The sequence below is a fragment of the Roseateles sp. genome, assembly GCF_049240545.1.
Lineage (GTDB): Bacteria > Pseudomonadota > Gammaproteobacteria > Burkholderiales > Burkholderiaceae_C > Paucibacter_A.
Genome location: NZ_JBMLSK010000387.1, coordinates 1 through 19,195, shown reverse-complemented (window position 1 = coordinate 19,195; position 19,195 = coordinate 1). Strand labels below are relative to the sequence as shown.

Sequence of the window (19,195 nt, the reverse complement as noted above, 5' to 3'; positions counted from 1 at the left end):
TATGTTGGGCAATGAAATCCACAAACTAGCCCAAAGACTCTGGGGAATAAACAGAAGCATTACAGGGGACGGAGTAAGAGATACCCTCAAAATCCTTAAAGGACTTATGCCAAGCTTGGCAATGCATGAAGTACCCACCGGAACAAAAGCATTTGACTGGACAATACCAAAAGAGTGGAAAGTCAATGACGCCTACTTGATTTCACCTAGCGGCAAAAAAATATGCTCCTTCAAAGAGAATAATTTACATCTTGTCGGCTACAGTATTCCAATTAGAAAAACAATCGATCTTTCGGAGTTACAAGCCAACCTCTACTCCTTGCCAAGTCAACCGACAGCTATTCCATATATTACCTCCTACTATAAAGAGCATTGGGGCTTTTGCTTATCTCAACAGCAGCGCGATAGCTTGGAAGATGGGCTTTACGAAGTTTTCATTGATAGCGAGTTGTTCGATGGCTCTTTAACGTATGGCGAAATTTTTATCAAGGGTCAATCGGATACGGAGATTTTTATCTCTACTTATATCTGTCACCCGTCAATGGCAAACAATGAACTTTCCGGGCCAGTTGTAACTACCTTTTTGGCAAATTGGCTGGCGTCAAGGACGAGCAACCGCTACAGTTACAGGTTCGTTTTCTTGCCCGAAACAATTGGCTCAATTACATACCTAAGCAAACACAAAGATCAACTCAAGTCCAAAGTTTTTGCTGGATTCAACGTAACTTGCGTGGGTGACAATCGTGACTATTCATATCTTCCATCGCGCAGCGGGGATACGATTAGTGACGCGGTATCGAAGCATGTGTTGAAGCATATTCATCCCTCCTATAAGTCGTACAAGTGGACGGACAGGGGGAGTGATGAAAGACAATACTGCTCACCAGGCATCGATCTTCCAATTGCATCGATCATGAGGACAAAGTATGGCGCTTATGACGAGTACCACACCTCACTAGACGACCTAATCAATGTAGTGACGCCGGAAGGGCTTGACGGGGGTTTCACAGCTCTTAAGGCCGCAATAGAGGTGCTTGAAGAAAACAGGTACCCGAAAGTCGAAGTGTTTTGCGAACCTCAATTAGGAAAACGCGGCCTTTACCCATCACTTTCAACCAAGTCAAGCGCAGATGAAGTCAAGTTAATGATGGACCTGATAAGCTTATCCGACGGAAATAAATCCATGCTTGATATTGCAGATATTTGCGATGTCCCAGTCTGGGATCTTTACCCAATCATTAAGAAGCTTACTGAGCACCAGTTATTAAGCTTGCACGATGAGCCATCTCAGCTTTAACTACCTTTTGGTTTTCAGGAGATCATGCGCCCACCCACAGCAGGATCCTGCTGCGAGCTCGAACAACATGCATGGCGAGACGAGACCGTTGTATATCCCTTACTGCAACTCGTGCAACTTCATCGTCGGGAAGTCTTGAACCAAAGACTTGGCCCCCATCAGGAAGAAACTATCCATGACAGCTATTGCACCGCGTCTTCAAGTTGCGCGCTTTAAGGAAGTTTTGTAGGGGTCTCGCGGATGGCTCGGGCGGCACTGGGTTTCAACCTGCTCCAGGCGATGAGGAAGCTGCAATGCGGGCGGCTGCAGCCGTGTGCGGGGAGCAGTCAATCTCTAGGGGCCAAAGAGCCCCAAGGAAGGCGCGAAAGCCGTTCAAAACGATCCCAAACCGACCAATTCATTCACTTGCCGCATTAGGGGCCAAAAAAGCAATCGAGAGGGGACTTGATTGGGATTTTTTTACAGCTTCAACGATCAAAACCAGGCTTTCTCAGCCTTCTTTCGTTCCGAAAATCTTGTCGCCCGCATCGCCTAAACCCGGGATGATGTAGCCCTGCTCATCCAGATGGCTGTCGATAGCAGCGGTCCAGCAGCGTACATCGGGGTGGGCGGCGTTCAATGCGGCCACACCTTCGGGGGCAGCGACCAGCACCAAGGCGCGGATGTCTTTGCAGCCGCGTTTCTTGAGCAGATCGATGGTGGCGATCATCGAGCCGCCGGTGGCCAGCATCGGGTCAACAATCAAGGCGGTGCGCTCGTCGAGTTGGCCGACAAAGCGCTCGAAGTAGTGCACCGGCTGCAGGGTTTCATGGTCGCGAGCCAGGCCCACCACGCTGATCTTGGCGTTCGGAATCATGTCCAAGACGCCGTCCATCATGCCCAAACCCGCACGCAGAATCGGCACCACGGTGACCTTGCGGCCGGCGATTTGGTCCACGGCGGTGGGGCCGCTCCAGCATTCGATGGTGGTCTTTTCCAGCGGAAAGTCCGCCGTGGCCTCATAAGCCAAGAGGCGGCCGACCTCGCCGGTCAGTTCACGGAACTTCTTGGTCGAGATGTCGGCCTCGCGCATCAAGCCGATTTTGTGTTTGACGAGGGGGTGAAAAACTTCAATGACGGCCATGGCGGGAGCTCTTGCTATTGTTGTTGAGGGTCGAAAGCGGGACGAGATTATCCCTGCTTGCCGGCCTGACGCTGGCGCATTGCCTCGTACAGGCAGACACCAGCGGCCACCGACACGTTCAGGCTTTCCACCGAGCCCATCATCGGAATGCGCACCAATTCGTCGCAGGTTTTGGCGGTCAGCTGGCGCATGCCATCACCCTCAGCGCCCAAGACCAGGGCCAGCGGACGGTTCAGGTCGATGTCGTAAATCGACTTTTCGGCCTGGTCCGAGGTGCCGACCACCCAGACGTCCATTTCCTTCAATTCCTTCAAGGACCGGGCCAGATTGGTGACCATCAGATAAGGCACGGTCTCAGCGGCACCACTGGCCACCTTGGCCACGGTGGCGTTCAGGCCCACGGCATGGTCTTTAGGGGCGACCACGGCGTGCGCGCCGGCACCGTCGGCCACACGCAAGCAAGCACCCAGATTGTGCGGATCGGTCACGCCGTCCAGCACCAAGACCAGAGGCATGCCCTCGATGGTCTCCATCACATCGTCCAAGAACTGCGGCATGGCCAGGGCCTGCACCTTGGCGACCACGCCTTGGTGGCGAGTAGTACCGGCGATCTTGGCCAGGCGCTCGTCATCGCTTTCAATCAGCTTGGCGCCGCCATCGCGGGCGCGATCGACAAAGCTGCGCATGCGCTGGTCGCGGCGCGTCGTGTCGTAATGGACTTCGACGATGGATTCGGGATGCGTCTTCAGACGCACGGTGACGGCATGAAAGCCGAAGAGAATTTTGTTGGAGCTCATGTGCGCATCGTAGCGGCTAGCGTCAGCAATGCGATCAAGACCGGCTGATGAAGCATGTAAAAACTCAGTGACCATCGGCCCAAAGTGGCCAAGGGCTCCAGGAACCGGGGGACCGATCCGGTGATCAATCCTGCCGCGAATGAGCCTCGCTGTTGCTGCAACAGCCAGCGCCCCAGCGCATAGCCCCAGAGCATCACGCCCAGCCAAGGCAGCACCGGCACATAGTCCTCGGCGATCGGCTTGCGGGTGACCAGGCCGATCCAGTTGCTCCAGCGACTGTCAAAGAACGAGTCTTGAACCCAACTCGGTAAGCCTAGGCACAGCAGACCCAGCAACAGGCAGGCGCCAATCGGCAAACGGGGACCTGCCCCGCGCAAGAGCAGCAGCATCACCGCCATGCTGTGCAGCACCCCAAAGCTGATGAAACTGCGCGGAAACATCCACCAAGAGCCCAGGCTGACCAATACTGCGCAGCCGGCCACCTGCGCCCAGCGCCGCCAAAAGCGCGGCCACGTTTGCTGCTGATGCAAGGCCAGCGCTTGACCCATGCCGGCACAGAGCAAGAACAGGCTGACGATGAGGCTGCGCTGCAGCGTCCAAAAGGGGTCGCGATAAAAGTCCTGCTGAATCCAGCGAAAGTGGTTCAGATCAAAAGCGAAGTGAAACAGCGCCATCCAGACGATGGCGAAGCCGCGCAAGGCATCGAGCCGGGGATAGCGGGTCGCAAGCGGCGTGCCGGGGGTTGCGTCGTCGTTCAAACGAAATCTCGTGGCGTCAAAATGCGCGAAGTCTATGCCGGACTTGAGTTTTACCCCGGCAGACCCAAGTTCTGACTTGAATCCTTGCACTCACTTTTTGCGCTCTGTGCCTGCGCCCGAAGCCATGCTTTCTGAATCTTCTCCCTCGATCGCCACCAAGCCTTCCATGACCAAACGGCTCTTGCTGCCTGTGACTGCAGGCTTGGCGCTGGCGCTCAGCCTGGCTTGGCTGTGGCCGGCCGATGTGCAAAGCAAATCACAAGCGCAGCCACGCGCGGTGCAAGCCCGTGGACCGCTAGATGCTGCCGAGCAAAACAATATCGCAGTCTTCAAAAAGACCTCGCCTTCAGTGGTGCACATCACCACCTTGACCACCTCGCGCGACATGTTCAGCCTCAATGTCACCCAGCAGGCCAGCGGCACCGGCACCGGCTTTATTTGGGACGGCGACGGCCATGTGGTGACCAATTTCCACGTCATCCAAGGCGGCAGCGGCGCCACCGTCACTTTGTCCGACCAAAGCAGCTACCCGGCCAAGCTGGTCGGCGTCTTCCCCGACCGCGATTTGGCGGTGCTGCGCATTGAAGCGCCCAAAGACAAGCTGGCGCCGATTGCCGTGGGCAGCAGCCGCGATCTGCAAGTGGGCCAGGCGGTCTATGCGATTGGCAACCCCTTTGGTCTGGACCAGACCCTGACCCAAGGCATCGTCAGCGCCTTGAACCGCGAAATCGAATCGGTGACCCGGCGCACTATCCGGGGCGCCATCCAAACCGATGCGGCTATCAACCCCGGTAACTCGGGTGGCCCACTGCTGGACTCAGCCGGGCGGCTGATCGGCGTCAACACCTCGATCTACAGCCCCAGCGGCGCCAGCGCCGGCATTGGCTTTGCGATCCCGGTCGATGAGGTCAACCGCATCGTGCCGCGCCTGATCACCGATGGCCGCATGCTGCGCCCAACCCTGGGCGTGACCGCCGGGCCAGCCAATCTCACACAGGCATTGAAGCTGCCCAAGGGCGTGGCCCTGGTGCGGGTCAGCCCCGGCAGCCCGGCCGCTCAAGCGGGGCTGCAGCCATTTTCCCGGGCGCGCGATGGCAGCATCGTGCAGGGCGATGTAATCACCGCCATCAATGACGAGGCCGTCGAGGACCTGGACGACATGCTCAGCTCGCTGGAACGCCGCCAAGTGGGAGACAGGGTCACGCTCAGCGTCTGGCGGGCAGGCAAGGCGCGCAAGCAGCAAGTGCAGTTGGGCAGCTCGGACTGAGGCTGACGCTTGGCCCTGTGTTACCGTTCCCCGGGGCGCATCCTTCAGTTAACGGCGGAGGTCCATGAACGAGCAGCCAAACCCGGGCAGCGTGCGATCGAGGAGCGATCAGCCGAGCGCGAAAAATCATGCCCTCTTGGCTTATTGGCCCGCGCTCTTGGTGGGCCTGGCAGGGCTTGCACTGAGCAGCCTCCTGCTTTGGACCCGGCAGGCGCAAGAATCAGCCAGCGAACAAGCCCGGGTTCACCATGAACTGAGCGCCATCCGCACCCGTCTGGAAGCCGTCGCCCAAGCCACCTTCAGCCCAACCCTTGGGCTGGAAGCCATGATCCAGTTGGACGCGGGAATCTCCAATGCGCGGTTTGAGGCTCTGGCCGGACGCGTCGTCAAGCTCTTGCCTCAGGTGCGCAGCAGTGTGGCGGCCCCCGATGACGTGGCCCGTTACGTCTACCCATTGGCGGGCAATCAGGCGGTGCTGAACCTGGACTATCGAAGCATCCCGGTGCAGTACCAGCAGATCCTGGACGCACGACGACTGGGCCGTCCGCTACTGGTCGGCCCGGTCCAACTGGTTCAAGGCGGCCAAGGCATCATTCAACGCACGCCGATTTTCTTGCCCACAGCGGCCTCGCCTGAACTCGACAAACAAGCTGCGTACTGGGGCGTGATCTCGGTGGTGGCCGACCTGTCACGCTTTGTCGATGCTTCAGGCCTTGGAGAACACAAGAACTTGCGCCTAGCCCTCTACCAAACGCAGGCCGACCAGAGAAGCATCGCAGCCCCGGTCTGGAGCGAAGCGAGCTTGGCCCAGCAAACTGGCAGCGTGATCCAGTTTGTACAAATGCCCGGCGCAGTCTGGGCCTTGGCGGCGGCCCCGATTGCGCCGCTAAGCGGCGGCGCATCGCCCTCCTCACTCAAATTTGCAGCCGAAATCACAGCCTCCGTGCTGGCCAGCACGGCGCTGGCGATGCTGGCCGCGCTGCTGGTCTACCGACGGCGCTTGCTGCAGGCGCAAAACCTGGCCATGTCCAATGAAGTCCAGCAGCGCGCTCAAAGCCAGAGCGAATTGCAAGCCGCTCAAACCCGTTTCCGCAGCCTGGCAGAAATCTCGGCCGATTGGGTGTGGGAACAAGACGAACAGCTGCGTTTCAGTTTCATCTCACGTCTGGCCGATGAACATGGTCAACATAACCCGCAACGCTTGCTGGGCCGCTTTCGCTGGGACTCGCCAAACTTGTCTGCCGGAATTGATTGGGACGGCCATCGCGCCGTGCTGGCTCGGCACGAAGCTTTCCGAGACTTCGAGTACTCACATCTCGACGATGCCGGACAGCTGCGCTATGTGAGCATTTCTGGCACGCCAGTGTTTGATACTGAGGGCAAGTTCAAAGGCTATCGAGGCACCGGTCGTGACATCAGCGCCGCCCGCCGCGCCGAGGCGGCCTTGCGCCAGTCTGAGCAAGACCTGACCCTGGCACATGACCATCTTCAAGCGGTGCTCGACGCAGCCCTGGAGTTCTCCATCATCGCCACCGATTTGGAGGGACGGATCGGCTTGTTCAACCGTGGCGCCGAGCAGATGCTCGGTTATGCCGAAGCCGAAATGCTAGGCCACACACCGGCTCTGATTCATCTGCAAGGCGAGATCGAGGCCCGCGCGGCCGAGCTGAGCGAAAGCCATGGTCGTAGGGTTGAAGGTTTTGAGGCCTTTGTCCTGCAAGCGCGCGAGCACGGCATCGAAACCCGCATCTGGACCTATATACGCAAAGATGGCAGCCATCTCGAAGTGTCCTTGACGGTGAGCTGCCTGCAGGACTCTGACGGACATGCCAGCGGCTACCTCGGCATCGCGCGCGACATCACCGCGCAGCGCCGTGCTGAACGCGAATTGGTGACCTTGAATGCGGGCCTGGAAAGCCGGGTAGAACAGCGCACCGCTGAATTGAGCCGAACCTTGGAGACGCTCAAGCAAGCGCAGATGGAACTGCTGCGCGCCGAAAAAATGGCCGCCTTGGGTTCTCTGGTAGCGGGTATTGCGCATGAATTGAACACACCGCTGGGCAACTGTCTGACCACGGCCTCGACCTTGCATGACTTGACACAGCAAACGCGGCGCAACTTCGAGGGCGGGCAAATGCGCCGCTCGGTTCTGGACGCCTACCTCAACGATGCCGACATCGCCTGCAGCATCTTGCTGCGCAGCATGTCCACCGCGAACGAGTTGGTGGCCCATTTCAAGCAGGTGTCGGTGGACCAAACCACCGCACAAAGACGACAGTTCGGCCTGCTGTCGGTGGTGGACGATGTGCTGAGTCTGCTGCGGCCAAGGTTACGAAAGGCTGGCATTGCGCTTGAGGTCAAGGCTGATCAGTCGCGCGATCTGGACAGCTTCCCTGGTCCCTTAGGTCAGGTACTGACCAATTTGGTGATGAATGCCGTCTTGCATGCTTTCGACGGCGAAAGCGCCAGCACTCCGCTGCTGTCCATTCGCACCGAGGCCCTGCCCGTAGCGAAAGAGGACAGCGAGGCGACCGAGTTCCTGCTGGTTGTGGAGGACAACGGGGTCGGCATGAGCAGCGAAGTCAAACGCCGCGCTTTCGATCCGTTCTTCACCACCAAGATGGGTCACGGTGGCACCGGCTTGGGCCTGAACATCGTCTACAACATCGTGACCGGCATCTTGGGCGGTCAGATCGAGTTGCACAGCGAACCCAAAATGGGCAGCCGTTTCACCCTCCGCATCCCTTACACGGCCCCGCAACTGAAGGGCGCGGACAAGTTGGATTGAAGTCCCGCCCCGCCCTGCCCCACAGCTTCATTTGCAAGCTCGCAAGGCAGCCGGATCAGGCCACCCAACGGCGCGCATTGCGGAACATGCGCATCCAGGGGCTCAACTCGCTCACATCGCCCGAGGTCCAGCTCAGCTGCACATTGCGGAAGACGCGCTCGGGGTGCGGCATCAGCACGGTGAAGCGGCCGTCGGCTGTGGTCACCGAGGTCAGACCCTCCGGGCTGCCGTTCGGATTCAGCGGATAGGTCTCAGTGGGCTGGCCGAAGTTGTCGACATAGCGCATGGCGCGGGCCACCTTGGCCGCATCACCGCGCTGCGAGAAGTCAGCAAAACCTTCGCCATGCGCCACGGCGATGGGCATGCGCGAGCCTTCCATGCCCTTAAAGAACAGGCTGGGGCTGTCCAAGACTTCCACCATGGCCAAGCGAGCCTCGAACTGCTCGCTCTTGTTGCGGGTGAACTTGGGCCAGTCTTGCGCACCGGGGATGATGGGTGACAAGGCCGCCATCATCTGGCAGCCATTGCAAACACCCAGGGCGAAGCTGTCGCTGCGGCCAAAGAAGGCCTTGAACTGCTCGGCCAGCACCGGGTTGAACATCACCGAGCGGGCCCAGCCTTCGCCGGCACCCAAGGTGTCGCCGTAGCTGAAGCCGCCGCAGGCCACAAAGCCCTTGAACTGATCCAGCGTCACTGCGCCGGCTTGCAGATCGCTCATGTGCACGTCATAGGTGTCGAAGCCGGCCTTGGCCATGGCATAGCTCATCTCGACATGCGAGTTGACGCCCTGCTCGCGCAGGATGGCCATCTTGGGGCGTGCGCCGACATTGATGAAAGGCGCGGCCACGTCCTCATTCGGATCGAAGCTCAGATGCACATGGCGGCCCGGGTCGGCGGCCAAACCTGCTTGGGCATGCTCGCTCTCGGCGCAGCTCGGGTTGTCGCGCAAGGCGGTGATCCGTGCCGAGACCTGGTCCCAGCTCTTGTGCAGCGTTTCCAGCGGTGCGCTGAAGACCTTTTTGGCGTCGCGCCAGACTTCCACGGTCGCAGTGGTATTGGGCTTGCCCACCACATGGCTGAGCTTGGACAGGCCATGCGCACGCAGCGTCTGCAGCACCGCATCACGGTCGCTGCTGCGCACCTGCAACAGCACGCCGAGTTCCTCGTTGAACAAGGCCTTCAGCGTCAGCTCTTCACGGCGGGCGCTGACCTGGCCGGCCCAGTTCTTGGCGTCGCCGGTGTCGGCGCGGCTGTCGCTGACGCCGTCACCTTCGGTCACCAACATATCGACATTCAGGCTGACGCCCACATGGCCGGCAAAAGCCATTTCGCAGGCGGCGGCCCACAAACCGCCATCGCCGCGGTCGTGATAGGCCAGCAGCTTGCCTTCAGTGCGCAGGGCGTTAACGGCGTTAACCAAGCGCTTCAGCTGATCAGCGTCATCCAGATCGGGCACCGCGCCCCCGAACTGATTCAGGGCCTGCGCCAAGATGGAGCCACCCATGCGGCTCTTGCCATTGCCCAGATCCACCAGAATCAGGCTGGTGTCGCCTTGATCGGTCTTCAACTGCGGGGTCAAGGTGGCACGCACATCGGCCACGGTCGCAAAGGCCGAGATGATGAGCGATACCGGTGCGGTGACCTGCTGTTCGGCGCCCTTCTCATCGGTCCAACGGGTGCGCATGGACAGCGAATCCTTGCCGACCGGGATCGAGATGCCCAGCTCCGGGCAGAGTTCCATACCGACGGCCTTGACGGTGTCGAACAAGGCTGCGTCTTCACCCGGCTCGCCGCAAGCGGCCATCCAGTTGGCGCTGAGCTTGACGCGCGGCAGCTCGATCGGCGCGGCCAGCAAATTGGTGATGGCTTCGCCCACGGCCATGCGGCCCGAGGCGGCACCGTCCACAGCGGCCAGCGGCGTGCGCTCGCCCATGCTCATCGCTTCGCCGGCAAAGCCCTTGAAGTCGGCCAGGGTGACCGCGCAATCGGCCACCGGCACCTGCCAGGGGCCGACCATCTGGTCGCGGCTGTTCAGGCCACCAACCGTACGGTCACCGATGGTGATCAGGAAGCGCTTGGAAGCCACGGTCGGGTGGCGCAACACATCCAGCGCCACGGTGGCGAGGTCCACTCCGGTCAGAGCCAAGGTGCCGCCACTGCGCTGCACGCGGCTCACTTCCCGGTGCATCTTGGGCGGCTTGCCGAGCAAGACATCCATCGGCATGTCGATGGCTCGTTCGCCACCCTCGCCGTCTTCCAGCACCAATTCGCGATGCTCGGTGGTCACACCGACCACGGCGAAGGGGCAGCGCTCACGTTCGCACATGCTGCGGAACAGCTCCAGGCTGTCCGCCGCGATGGCCAAGACATAGCGTTCCTGGCTCTCGTTGCACCAGATTTCCTTGGGCGCCAGGCCGGACTCTTCCAGCGGCACCTTGCGCAAATCAAAACGCGCGCCGCGGCCGGCGTCATTGACCAGCTCCGGGAAGGCATTCGAGATGCCGCCGGCGCCAACGTCATGGATCGCCAAGATCGGGTTCTTCTGACCCAAGCCCCAGCAATGGTTGATGACCTCTTGCACACGCCGCTCGATTTCGGGGTTACCGCGCTGCACCGAGTCGAAGTCCAGGTCGGCGGTATTGGTGCCGGCCGCCATCGAGCTGGCAGCGCTGCCGCCCATGCCGATGCGCATGCCGGGGCCGCCGAGTTGGATCAACAGGGAACCGGCCGGGAACTCGATCTTGTGCGTCAGATCGCTGCGGATGGCGCCCAGGCCACCGGCGATCATGATGGGCTTGTGATAGCCGCGCTGCACACCGTCAACTTCTTGCTCATAGACCCGGAAATAGCCACCCAATGCAGGTCGACCAAACTCGTTGTTGAAGGCGGCGCCACCGAGCGGGCCTTCGATCATGATTTGCAAAGCGCTGGCGATGTGGGTGGGCTTGCCCACGTCTTTTTGCTCCCAGGGCTCGTTCAAGCCTGGCAGGCGCAAGTTCGACACCGAGAAACCAGTCAGGCCGGCCTTGGGCTTGGCGCCACGGCCGGTGGCACCTTCGTCTCGAATCTCACCGCCGGCGCCGGTGGAGGCGCCAGGGAAAGGCGAGATTGCCGTCGGGTGGTTGTGGGTTTCCACCTTCATCAGCACATGGGCGGTTTCTTCGCGCGCCTGGTACTGCGGAGCGCGGCTGTCGCCGGCCGGCATCCAGCGCTCGATGGCGTGGCCTTCCATGATGGCGGAGTTGTCCGAATAGGCCACCACCGTGTGCTGCGAGTGCAGTTTTTCGGTGTTGCGGATCATGCCGAACAGGCTCAGCGGCTGTTCTTCACCATCGACGGTGAATTTGGCGTTGAAGATCTTGTGGCGGCAGTGCTCGGAATTGGCCTGCGCAAACATCATCAGTTCGACATCGCTGGGGTTGCGGCCCAGTTGCTTGAAGGCCGCTTCCAGATAGTCGATTTCATCGACCGACAGCGCCAAGCCGAAGGTCTTGTTGGCGGACTCCAGCGCGGCGCGGCCTTGGCCCAACACATCCACATGCTCCAGCGGCTGCGCTTCGCGCTCATCGAACAAATGCGCGGCTTCTTCACGAGCCAGCAGCACGCTTTCGGTCATGCGGTCGTGCAGCACTTCAGCGCAGGCCAGCAACTCGTCTTGACTCAAGGCCCTTTCGCCACCGAGCAAGCCGCCAAGCAGGCCGGACTTCAGGACGATGCGGTATTCAGTGACGCGCTCGACGCGGTGAATGTTCAGGCCGCAGTTGTGGGCGATGTCGGTCGCCTTGGAAGCCCAGGGACTCACGGTACCCAAGCGCGGCGCCACCACCACCAGGCTGCCTTCATCGCCGCCGGTGTAGGCATCGCCGTAGTTCAGCAGCGCAGCCAGCTTGGACTTGTCTTCCTCGGCCAGGGCTGCGTCGCTCCAGACCCAATGCACATGGCGTGCCTTGACGGCACTGATGCGCTCATTGACCGCCTGCAGTTGCGGCAGCAAGGCCTGAGCACGGAATGCAGATAGGGCGTTGCCACCTTCGAAAGAAAGCAGTTGCTTGAGCTTGGCCATGGAGTCCCGGAGCGTCGGCGCGCTAAAGCCCTCGAGACCGAGGGAATCAGCACTGGATTTGCGAATTGCTGGCACGGACCGACAAGGTCCGGCCAAGAAAGTCGGGGATTTTACCGATCTGGGAGACGCTGCCGTCTCAAAGCGCGAAACAAGTTCACTTGTCTCGCGTCTTGCTCCTATTGCGGCTTACATGCCCGCCTTCATCTGGCCGACGATGTGCTCGATGCGGTCCAGCACGGCGGCTTGGTCGAGCGTGGTCAAGACCCGGCCCTTCATGACTTGACGGCCACCGACCCAAACGTCCGACACATGCTCGCGGCCGGCCACATAGACCAGCTGCGCTTCGGGGTTGTAGACCGGGCGGCACTCGAGCGAGTCCAGCGACACGGCCACCACATCGGCCAGCTTGCCCACTTCCAGCGAACCCAGATCATCGGCACGGCCCATGGCCTTGGCAGCGCGGATGGTGGCCATCTCCAGCGCGATGCGAGCCGACACGGTGGTTGGGTTGCAGGTCGAGCCCTTGGCCAGCAAGGCGGCGGCACGAATCTCGCCGAACATGTCTTGGCGGTTGTTGGAAGCCGCGCCGTCCGTGCCCAAGATGGTGTTGACGCCGGCCGCTTCCAAAGCCGTGACCGGGCATACGCCCGAGGCCAGCTTCATGTTCGAATTCGGGTTGTGCACCAGATGCACGCCCTGACGACCCAGCATGGCGATTTCGTCATCGGTCAGATGCACCATGTGCACGGCCATCATGCGTTCGTTCAAAAGGCCCAGCTTGTTGAGGCGCTCCAGCGGACGTACGCCGTATTGCTTCAGGCTGCCGTCCACTTCGTCCTGGGTCTCATGGATATGGCAGTGCATCTGCATATCGTATCTTTCGGCCAACTCGCGCAACTGCACAAAGGTCTCGTCGGAGACGGTGTAAGGCGCGTGCGGGGCCGAGGTCCAGTCCAGCGAGGCCTGGCCCTTGAACTGCTCATAGGCCGCCAGGCCATTGGCGATGTACTCGGCCGCATTGGCTGCGTAGCCGGTGGGGAAGTCGATCACATTGATCGACACGCCGGCACGGATGCCCGAATCGATGGCCGCGCGGGCCATCGCCGTCGGGAAGAAGTACATATCGTTCAGATAGGTCACGCCGCCGCGCAAGGCCTCGCAGGCCGACAGCAAGGAGCCTTGATAGGTCCAGTCCTCGCTGACCCACTTCTTCTCCAAGGGCCAGATGTGGTTTTGCAACCAGTCCATCAAGGGCACATCGTCGGCCACGCCGCGCAGCAAAGACATGGCGGAGTGGGTGTGGCCATTGATCAAGCCGGGGATCAGCACATGCTGGCCCAGTTCGACACGTTCGGCATCGGGATACTGCGCATCAGCATCGGCCCAGGGCAGGATGGCGGCGATGCGCTCACCCGTGATCACCAGGGCATGGTCATTCAGCACTTGGCTGCCAGGCGCCATGCTGAGCAACCAGCGGGCCTTCAAGATTTTTGTGTTGGACATGTTTGGGGTCTCCATGAAGTCAGCGCGTGGCGCCAACTGTAGCCTCAGGCGCCTTGGCCTGCGGGACGATCGGTGTTGAGGTCGAAGGCAGGATCGAAGGCCTGATCGAACAAGGCCAAGACTCGCTCGGCCTGAACACCGATGCAGACCTGTTGCGAGGGGCAGCCACTCCAGGGCGTTTGCGCACCGCTGGGTTTGCGGAAGTCTTGAATGGTCTGGCCCCGAGCGATGCCCTCCATGGCCACACGCACTGGCCCAGACCGCAAAGTGAAGGCTTCGGGCTCAATGGCATAGGCAATCGCGCTGGCGTCGTGAGCGTAGATGCCCTTGATGCCGTCGCAGCCGAAGTAGAAGTCTTGGTAATGGCGGGTCGCCTGCCACAGGAAGTCGCCCACCGCGCCGCCGCGCCCCTGCATGCTGGCCAGATAAGACTCTTCCATCACCACCTCCTGGGTGACGTCGAGCCCCACAATCACCACGGGCCAATCAGCGGTGAAAACCAAATCGGCGGCTTCCGGGTCATTGATGACATTGGCCTCCGCCACCGGCGTGACGTTGCCGCAGCGGCCTGCCGTACCGAAGGCTCCGCCCATCACGATGACCTGATGGACCTTGCTCGCAATGCTGGGGTCGTGGCGCAGGGCCAAGGCCAGATTGGTCAAGGGGCCGACGGCAATCAGGGTGATCGCGCCCGGCTCGGCGTTGACCAGATCGCAAATCAATTGATGGGCCGGACGCGCATCCAAAGGAGGAATCTGCGCATTGGGACTCAAGGCCAAGGCTGTGCGTTCGGCCAGGTCGGCCACGCCGCCCAAGCCGTCATCGCCGTGCACATGGCTGGAGAACTCGCGCAATGCGTTGTCGTGCAAGGGCCCCGCCGCTCCAGCGGCGACTGGGACTGCCTGCTGGTACAGGGCCGCCAAGATGCGGGCGTTCCGATTGGTCACCGCGATGGAGCCATTGCCAAACACGGTGGTGATGGCGCGCAAATCCAAGGCCGGGTGTCGGGCCAGAAGGTACAGGGCCATGGCATCGTCAATGCCCGGGTCGGTATCAAAAATCACCGGCATGGGGTGAGCGAATCTCTTGGCGGCTTTCTTGTCGTTCATGCTGTTCAATCCGTTTCTTGCGCTTGCTTCCCTAGCCCCAAACCGGCATCAGGCCGAGGCAACTTGAGCCGCAAACTCTTGCGGCAACTCGGCCCGCAAAGGCATGGCCGACTGCACACCACAGCGCGCCACCGCGATCGAAGCCGCCGCTTGACCCAGTCTCACGGCATTTGCAGCCGAACGGCCTTCTGCGAGCCCGGTCACCAAACCGCCTACAAAGGTGTCGCCAGCGCCGACCGTGTCTACCGCATCGACGACAAAAGCTGGCAGTTGTTGAGCGGCCTGACCGGCGCTGCAAAGCAAGACACCTTCGGCGCCCAGGGTCACCAAGACCTGCTTGACCCCGCGCAACTGCAGCACTTGGGCCGCGGCACGAAGCCCCTCCACGCTTGTGTCTTGCAAGCCGGAGAGCTGCAAAGCTTCGGTTTCATTGACCACCAACCAGTCGACCAGGGCCAGCAAGCCATCGCTCAAAGGCAAGGCCGGCGCGGCATTCAACACCGTCACAGCGCCACCGGCGCGGGCAAGCTCAAAACCCTGTTGGATCGCGGCCAGCGGCACTTCAGTCTGCGCCACCACCACGGCAGCGTTTTGCAAGGCCGCCGCGCTGCCCGACACATCGGCCGCGCTCAGCTGCGCATTGCTGCCCGGTACATAAACAATCGCGTTTTCACCGCCGCCTTCGCGGCCCACCATGATGACGGCAATACCCGGCAAGGCCGTCGCGTCGGTCTGCACACCGGCGCAAGCAATGCCCTCTGCCTGCAAGCTGGCCAACAACTCAGCCCCGTACTGACGCGTGCCAATCCGAGCGATGAAATCCACGTTCGCGCCCAACCGAGCCGCAGCGACCGCCTGATTCGCGCCCTTGCCACCCGGTGCCATGACAAAGTCATCACCCGCCAAGGTTTCACCAGCACCCGGCAAACGATGGGCGTGGGCCACCATGTCCATATTGATGCTGCCAATCACCACTACCCGTGCCGCCGCCCCTGCCGAAAATTGACTTCGGTTCAAATCACTCGCTGTCATTGCTATCGTCTTTTCGCTCAATTGTTTTTCTCTTTTTACTTACCCAGGAGTGCAGGCGGCGCCGCCGTGCTTTCGCGCACCACCAAATGAGGCGTTAGCAAAACCTCTTTCAGCTCACCGCCAGGGTGCTCGATGCGATCGATCAAGACCCGCCCGGCCTCTGTGCCCAACTGACGCACGCCACATCCCACCGTGGTGAGAGCCGGAAACACATAACGGCTCAGCTCAATATCATCAAAGCCGACGATGGAGACTTGCTGCGGCACCTTGAAACCCAGCTCGGCGGCGGCACGCAGCGCACCGATGGCCATCATGTCGTTGCTGGCAAAGATACCGGTGACCGCCGGCCCTGCCCCATCACCCTGCCCCTGGCTGCGCAACATCTGCCGCGCGGACTCATAGCCGCCCGGGCTGCTGAAATCGCTTTCGATCACCAAGCTCTCGTCCGGCACGATGCCCGCTTCACGCAGGGCCTGGCGCCAGCCTTCGCAACGTTCGCGCGCGACTTCAAACTCTGAAGGGCCGCTGATGCAGGCGATGCGGCGATGCCCCAGCTCAATCAAGTGCCGAACCGCATTGCAAGCGCCTCGCTGGTTGTTAACCGAGACCCGGTCTGCGCGCGCACCGGGCACCAGTCGGTCCACCGTCACCGAGGGCACGCTCGCCATCTTGAAGATATGCGCCAAGGCCTCGTCATCACCTGCGGATGAGAGCAAAAGCCCGTCGACCCGCTTCTCCAAGAGGGTGCGCATGTATTGCTGCTGGCGCTTTGGGTCGTTGTCTGAGTTGCACAGGAAAACAGAGTAGCCCGATGATCGGCAATAGGCCTCCACACCGCAGACCAATTCAGCAAAGAACGGGTTTTGCACATTGGGCACCAAGACGCCAACGATCTTGGTTTCGCTCTTGCGCAGCGAGCGTGCCACCGCGCTGGGCAAGTAACCGATCTCATCCACCGCAGCCAGCACGCGCTGACGCGCCTCGGCACTGACCGGCCGGGTGTCGTTCAGGACATGGGAAACAGTGGTGAAGGACACCCCGGCCAAGGCGGCAACGTCTTTGATGGTGCTCACAATAAATGGATTCGTGAATAAGCCATGAAACAGTGGTGGCAAACGTTTGCCATTGTGCGAAGCATAGCCGATACAGACCCTTGACTTGTGACAAGTCGGTCACAAAGCCAGCATTCACCTGCGCTGGTCCCTGGCTCACCCCCAGCCCGCACACCTGCTTCCGCATTCACGCATGGCTCGGCCATAAAAAAACCCTCGTCAGCGCAAGGCTGCGAGGGCTTTCTTGAATGGCTTCACTGCTCAGCACTGGGCCAAGCAGATCAGCCGGTTCAGATCAACGCTGGCCGATCGGCTTCACATCGCGAGCGGTGGCGCCCACGAAGAGCTGACGCGGACGGCCGATCTTGTACTCGGGGTCGCCGATCATTTCGTTCAGCTGAGCGATCCAACCCACGGTACGAGCCAAGGCAAAGATCGCTGTGAACAGGCTGACCGGGATGCCGATAGCGCGCTGCACGATGCCGGAGTAGAAGTCGACGTTCGGATACAGCTTGCGCGACACGAAGTAGTCGTCTTCCAGGGCAATCTTTTCCAGGGCCATGGCCAGCTTGAACATCGGGTCGTCATGCAGACCCAGGGCATTCAGCACTTCATGGCAGGTTTCGCGCATCAGCTTGGCGCGCGGGTCGTAGTTTTTGTAGACCCGGTGACCGAAGCCCATCAGCTTGACGTTGGAGTTCTTGTCCTTGACCTGCTTGATGAACTCGCCGATCTTCTCGACGCCGCCGTTGCGCTGAATGTCTTCCAGCATGTTCAGCGCAGCTTCGTTGGCGCCGCCGTGAGCAGGACCCCACAGGCAGGCCACACCTGCGGCGATGGCCGCGAAGGGATTGGTACCGGAAGATCCGCACAGACGCACGGTCGAGGTCGAAGCGTTCTGCTCGTGGTCGGCGTGCAAGATGAAGATGCGGTCCATGGCGCGCACCAGCACTTCATTTGGCTCGTACTTCTCGCAAGGTGTCGCAAACATCATGTGCATGAAGTTGGCGGTGTAGCCCAGATCGTTACGCGGGTAAATGAAAGGCTGGCCGATCGAGTACTTATAGGCCATGGCCACCAGCGTCGGCATCTTGGCGATCAAACGGATCGCGGCGATTTCGCGGTGCTGGGGGTTATTGATGTCGGTGCTGTCGTGATAGAAGGCCGACATGGCGCCCACGAGGCCAGTCATCACCGCCATCGGGTGCGCGTCGCGACGGAAGCCACGCAGGAAGAACTGCATCTGCTCGTTGACCATCGTGTGATGGGTCACGCAATTGACGAAATCGTCCTTCTTGGCTTGGTCCGGCAGTTCCCCGTACAGCAGCAGGTGGCAGGTTTCCAGGAAGTCACAGTTGGTGGCCAGCTGCTCGATCGGGTAGCCGCGATACAGCAGCTCGCCCTTGTCGCCATCGATATAAGTGATGGTGGAGTTGCACGAAGCCGTCGACAAGAAGCCCGGGTCGTAGGTGAACTTGCCCGTCTGCGCGTACAGCTTGCGGATGTCGATCACATCGGGCCCGACCGAGCCTTTGTAGATCGGCAGATCCATATTGGGGCTGCCGTCGGAAAACGACAGGGTGGCTTTGACGTCTGACGGTGTCATGGGCTTGTCCTTTTGACTTCTGGGATATTCAACAACGTAAAAACTTTGACGCGATGTCTCGCGATCGCGCTTAGGCGGGCACCCTGAGCAAACTCAGAACCTCGGAGACATCGGGGCGCATCAGTTCGCCCTCGGGCTCTTTGCGGCGCAGGAAGAGATCCAACAAATCGTTATCGGACAGATCCATCAGCAGCCTGAGCCCTTCAGCTTGCGCCTCGGTCAAACTGCTGGCGTAGCGGTCGAAAAAACGCTCGATGAAGAGATCGTTCTCCAACAAACCGCGGCGGCAGCGCCAACGCAGCTTGGAGAGCGCCCGCTCATCAATCAGCGCATTGTTTTCAACAGCAAATGCAGTCATCACGAGACTCTGAGCTTAGACGGCGCGACGCACCATCATTTCCTTGATCTTGCCAATCGCCTTGGTCGGGTTCAGGCCCTTGGGGCAAACGTCGACGCAGTTCATGATGGTGTGGCAGCGGAACAAGCGGTAGGGATCTTCCAAGTTGTCCAGACGCTCGGCTGTGGCTTGGTCGCGGCTGTCAGCAATGAAACGATAGGCTTGCAGCAGACCAGCGGGGCCCACGAACTTGTCGGGGTTCCACCAGAAGCTGGGGCAGCTGGTCGAGCAGCTGGCGCACAAGATGCACTCGTACAGGCCGTTCAGCTCATCGCGCTCTTCAGGGAACTGCAGGCGCTCCTTGTCAGGCAGCGGCTGGTCGTTGATCAGGAATGGCTTGATCGAGTTGTACTGCTTGAAGAACTGCGTCATGTCGACGATCAGGTCGCGCACCACCGGCAGG

At 60.5% G+C, this 19,195-nt stretch carries 14 protein-coding genes; 3 read left to right on the top strand and 11 right to left on the bottom strand.

Annotated elements, in window-relative coordinates; all coding sequences use genetic code 11:
- Window position 1: 1 nt before the first annotated feature.
- The gene (locus ACOVRJ_RS23265) at window positions 2-1,297 is read left to right on the top strand and encodes a DUF4910 domain-containing protein (RefSeq protein WP_422046202.1); all 1,296 of its coding nucleotides are present in this window, start codon (window positions 2-4) and stop codon (window positions 1,295-1,297) included.
- Between the two features lie 490 nt (window positions 1,298-1,787).
- Here ACOVRJ_RS23265 and upp read toward each other — a convergent pair whose 3' ends face one another.
- Genes upp through ACOVRJ_RS23250 form a run of 3 tightly spaced genes read right to left on the bottom strand, consistent with a single transcriptional unit; the run spans window position 1,788 to window position 3,975 of the window.
- Window positions 1,788-2,420 carry a uracil phosphoribosyltransferase gene (gene upp / locus ACOVRJ_RS23260; protein ID WP_339594059.1) on the bottom strand — a complete coding sequence of 211 codons (633 nt, stop codon included), beginning with the start codon at window positions 2,418-2,420 and terminating at the stop codon, window positions 1,788-1,790.
- Window positions 2,421-2,467: 47 nt separating this feature from the next.
- Complete coding sequence (rlmB, locus tag ACOVRJ_RS23255) at window positions 2,468-3,217, bottom strand: 23S rRNA (guanosine(2251)-2'-O)-methyltransferase RlmB (protein ID WP_422046201.1); 750 nt, start codon at window positions 3,215-3,217, stop codon at window positions 2,468-2,470.
- A complete protein-coding gene (locus tag ACOVRJ_RS23250; protein WP_422046200.1) occupies window positions 3,214-3,975 on the bottom strand; it encodes a DUF1624 domain-containing protein in 762 nt (253 codons plus the stop codon). Before ACOVRJ_RS23250 ends, rlmB begins: the two co-directional genes overlap by 4 nt.
- 166 nt (window positions 3,976-4,141) lie before the next feature.
- Between ACOVRJ_RS23250 and ACOVRJ_RS23245 the strand changes: the two genes are divergently transcribed.
- Window positions 4,142-5,242: a S1C family serine protease gene (locus ACOVRJ_RS23245; protein ID WP_422046199.1), complete on the top strand. Its 1,101-nt coding sequence runs from the start codon at window positions 4,142-4,144 to the stop codon at window positions 5,240-5,242.
- A 64-nt stretch (window positions 5,243-5,306) separates the two neighbouring features.
- The gene (locus ACOVRJ_RS23240) at window positions 5,307-8,030 is read left to right on the top strand and encodes a PAS domain S-box protein (RefSeq protein ID WP_422046198.1); all 2,724 of its coding nucleotides are present in this window, start codon (window positions 5,307-5,309) and stop codon (window positions 8,028-8,030) included.
- A gap of 55 nt (window positions 8,031-8,085) precedes the next feature.
- On the opposite strand, the gene purL is transcribed toward ACOVRJ_RS23240, so the two are convergent.
- The 8 genes from purL to ACOVRJ_RS23200 form a co-directional block, all read right to left on the bottom strand.
- Window positions 8,086-12,093, bottom strand: coding sequence for a phosphoribosylformylglycinamidine synthase (gene purL, locus ACOVRJ_RS23235; RefSeq protein ID WP_422046197.1), 4,008 nt, complete (start codon window positions 12,091-12,093; stop codon window positions 8,086-8,088).
- A gap of 186 nt (window positions 12,094-12,279) precedes the next feature.
- Window positions 12,280-13,596, bottom strand: a complete 1,317-nt coding sequence (locus tag ACOVRJ_RS23230) for a TRZ/ATZ family hydrolase (RefSeq protein WP_422046196.1) — start codon at window positions 13,594-13,596, stop codon at window positions 12,280-12,282.
- Window positions 13,597-13,640: 44 nt separating this feature from the next.
- Window positions 13,641-14,705 carry a nucleoside hydrolase gene (locus tag ACOVRJ_RS23225; protein WP_422046195.1) on the bottom strand — a complete coding sequence of 355 codons (1,065 nt, stop codon included), beginning with the start codon at window positions 14,703-14,705 and terminating at the stop codon, window positions 13,641-13,643.
- A 48-nt stretch (window positions 14,706-14,753) separates the two neighbouring features.
- Window positions 14,754-15,722, bottom strand: coding sequence for a ribokinase (locus tag ACOVRJ_RS23220; protein WP_422046194.1), 969 nt, complete (start codon window positions 15,720-15,722; stop codon window positions 14,754-14,756).
- Between the two features lie 50 nt (window positions 15,723-15,772).
- Window positions 15,773-16,810, bottom strand: coding sequence for a LacI family DNA-binding transcriptional regulator (locus ACOVRJ_RS23215; protein ID WP_422046193.1), 1,038 nt, complete (start codon window positions 16,808-16,810; stop codon window positions 15,773-15,775).
- Between the two features lie 274 nt (window positions 16,811-17,084).
- A complete protein-coding gene (gene gltA, locus ACOVRJ_RS23210) occupies window positions 17,085-18,395 on the bottom strand; it encodes a citrate synthase (protein WP_422046192.1) in 1,311 nt (436 codons plus the stop codon).
- A 70-nt stretch (window positions 18,396-18,465) separates the two neighbouring features.
- A complete protein-coding gene (locus ACOVRJ_RS23205; protein WP_422046191.1) occupies window positions 18,466-18,753 on the bottom strand; it encodes a succinate dehydrogenase assembly factor 2 in 288 nt (95 codons plus the stop codon).
- A 15-nt stretch (window positions 18,754-18,768) separates the two neighbouring features.
- The coding region (locus tag ACOVRJ_RS23200) for a succinate dehydrogenase iron-sulfur subunit (protein ID WP_422046190.1) at window positions 18,769-19,195 on the bottom strand (427 nt) is incomplete at its 5' end.

What these genes read in the sequence shown, in the direction of transcription:
- upp (WP_339594059.1), bottom strand. Translation starts at nt 2,420, where the DNA reads ATGGCCGTCATTGAAGTTTTTCACCCCCTCGTCAAACACAAAATCGGC.
- ACOVRJ_RS23225 (WP_422046195.1), bottom strand. Translation starts at nt 14,705, where the DNA reads ATGAACGACAAGAAAGCCGCCAAGAGATTCGCTCACCCCATGCCGGTG.
- purL (WP_422046197.1), bottom strand. Translation starts at nt 12,093, where the DNA reads ATGGCCAAGCTCAAGCAACTGCTTTCTTTCGAAGGTGGCAACGCCCTA.
- ACOVRJ_RS23240 (WP_422046198.1), top strand. Translation starts at nt 5,307, where the DNA reads ATGAACGAGCAGCCAAACCCGGGCAGCGTGCGATCGAGGAGCGATCAG.
- ACOVRJ_RS23230 (WP_422046196.1), bottom strand. Translation starts at nt 13,596, where the DNA reads ATGTCCAACACAAAAATCTTGAAGGCCCGCTGGTTGCTCAGCATGGCG.
- rlmB (WP_422046201.1), bottom strand. Translation starts at nt 3,217, where the DNA reads ATGAGCTCCAACAAAATTCTCTTCGGCTTTCATGCCGTCACCGTGCGT.
- gltA (WP_422046192.1), bottom strand. Translation starts at nt 18,395, where the DNA reads ATGACACCGTCAGACGTCAAAGCCACCCTGTCGTTTTCCGACGGCAGC.
- ACOVRJ_RS23245 (WP_422046199.1), top strand. Translation starts at nt 4,142, where the DNA reads ATGACCAAACGGCTCTTGCTGCCTGTGACTGCAGGCTTGGCGCTGGCG.
- ACOVRJ_RS23265 (WP_422046202.1), top strand. Translation starts at nt 2, where the DNA reads ATGTTGGGCAATGAAATCCACAAACTAGCCCAAAGACTCTGGGGAATA.
- ACOVRJ_RS23205 (WP_422046191.1), bottom strand. Translation starts at nt 18,753, where the DNA reads ATGACTGCATTTGCTGTTGAAAACAATGCGCTGATTGATGAGCGGGCG.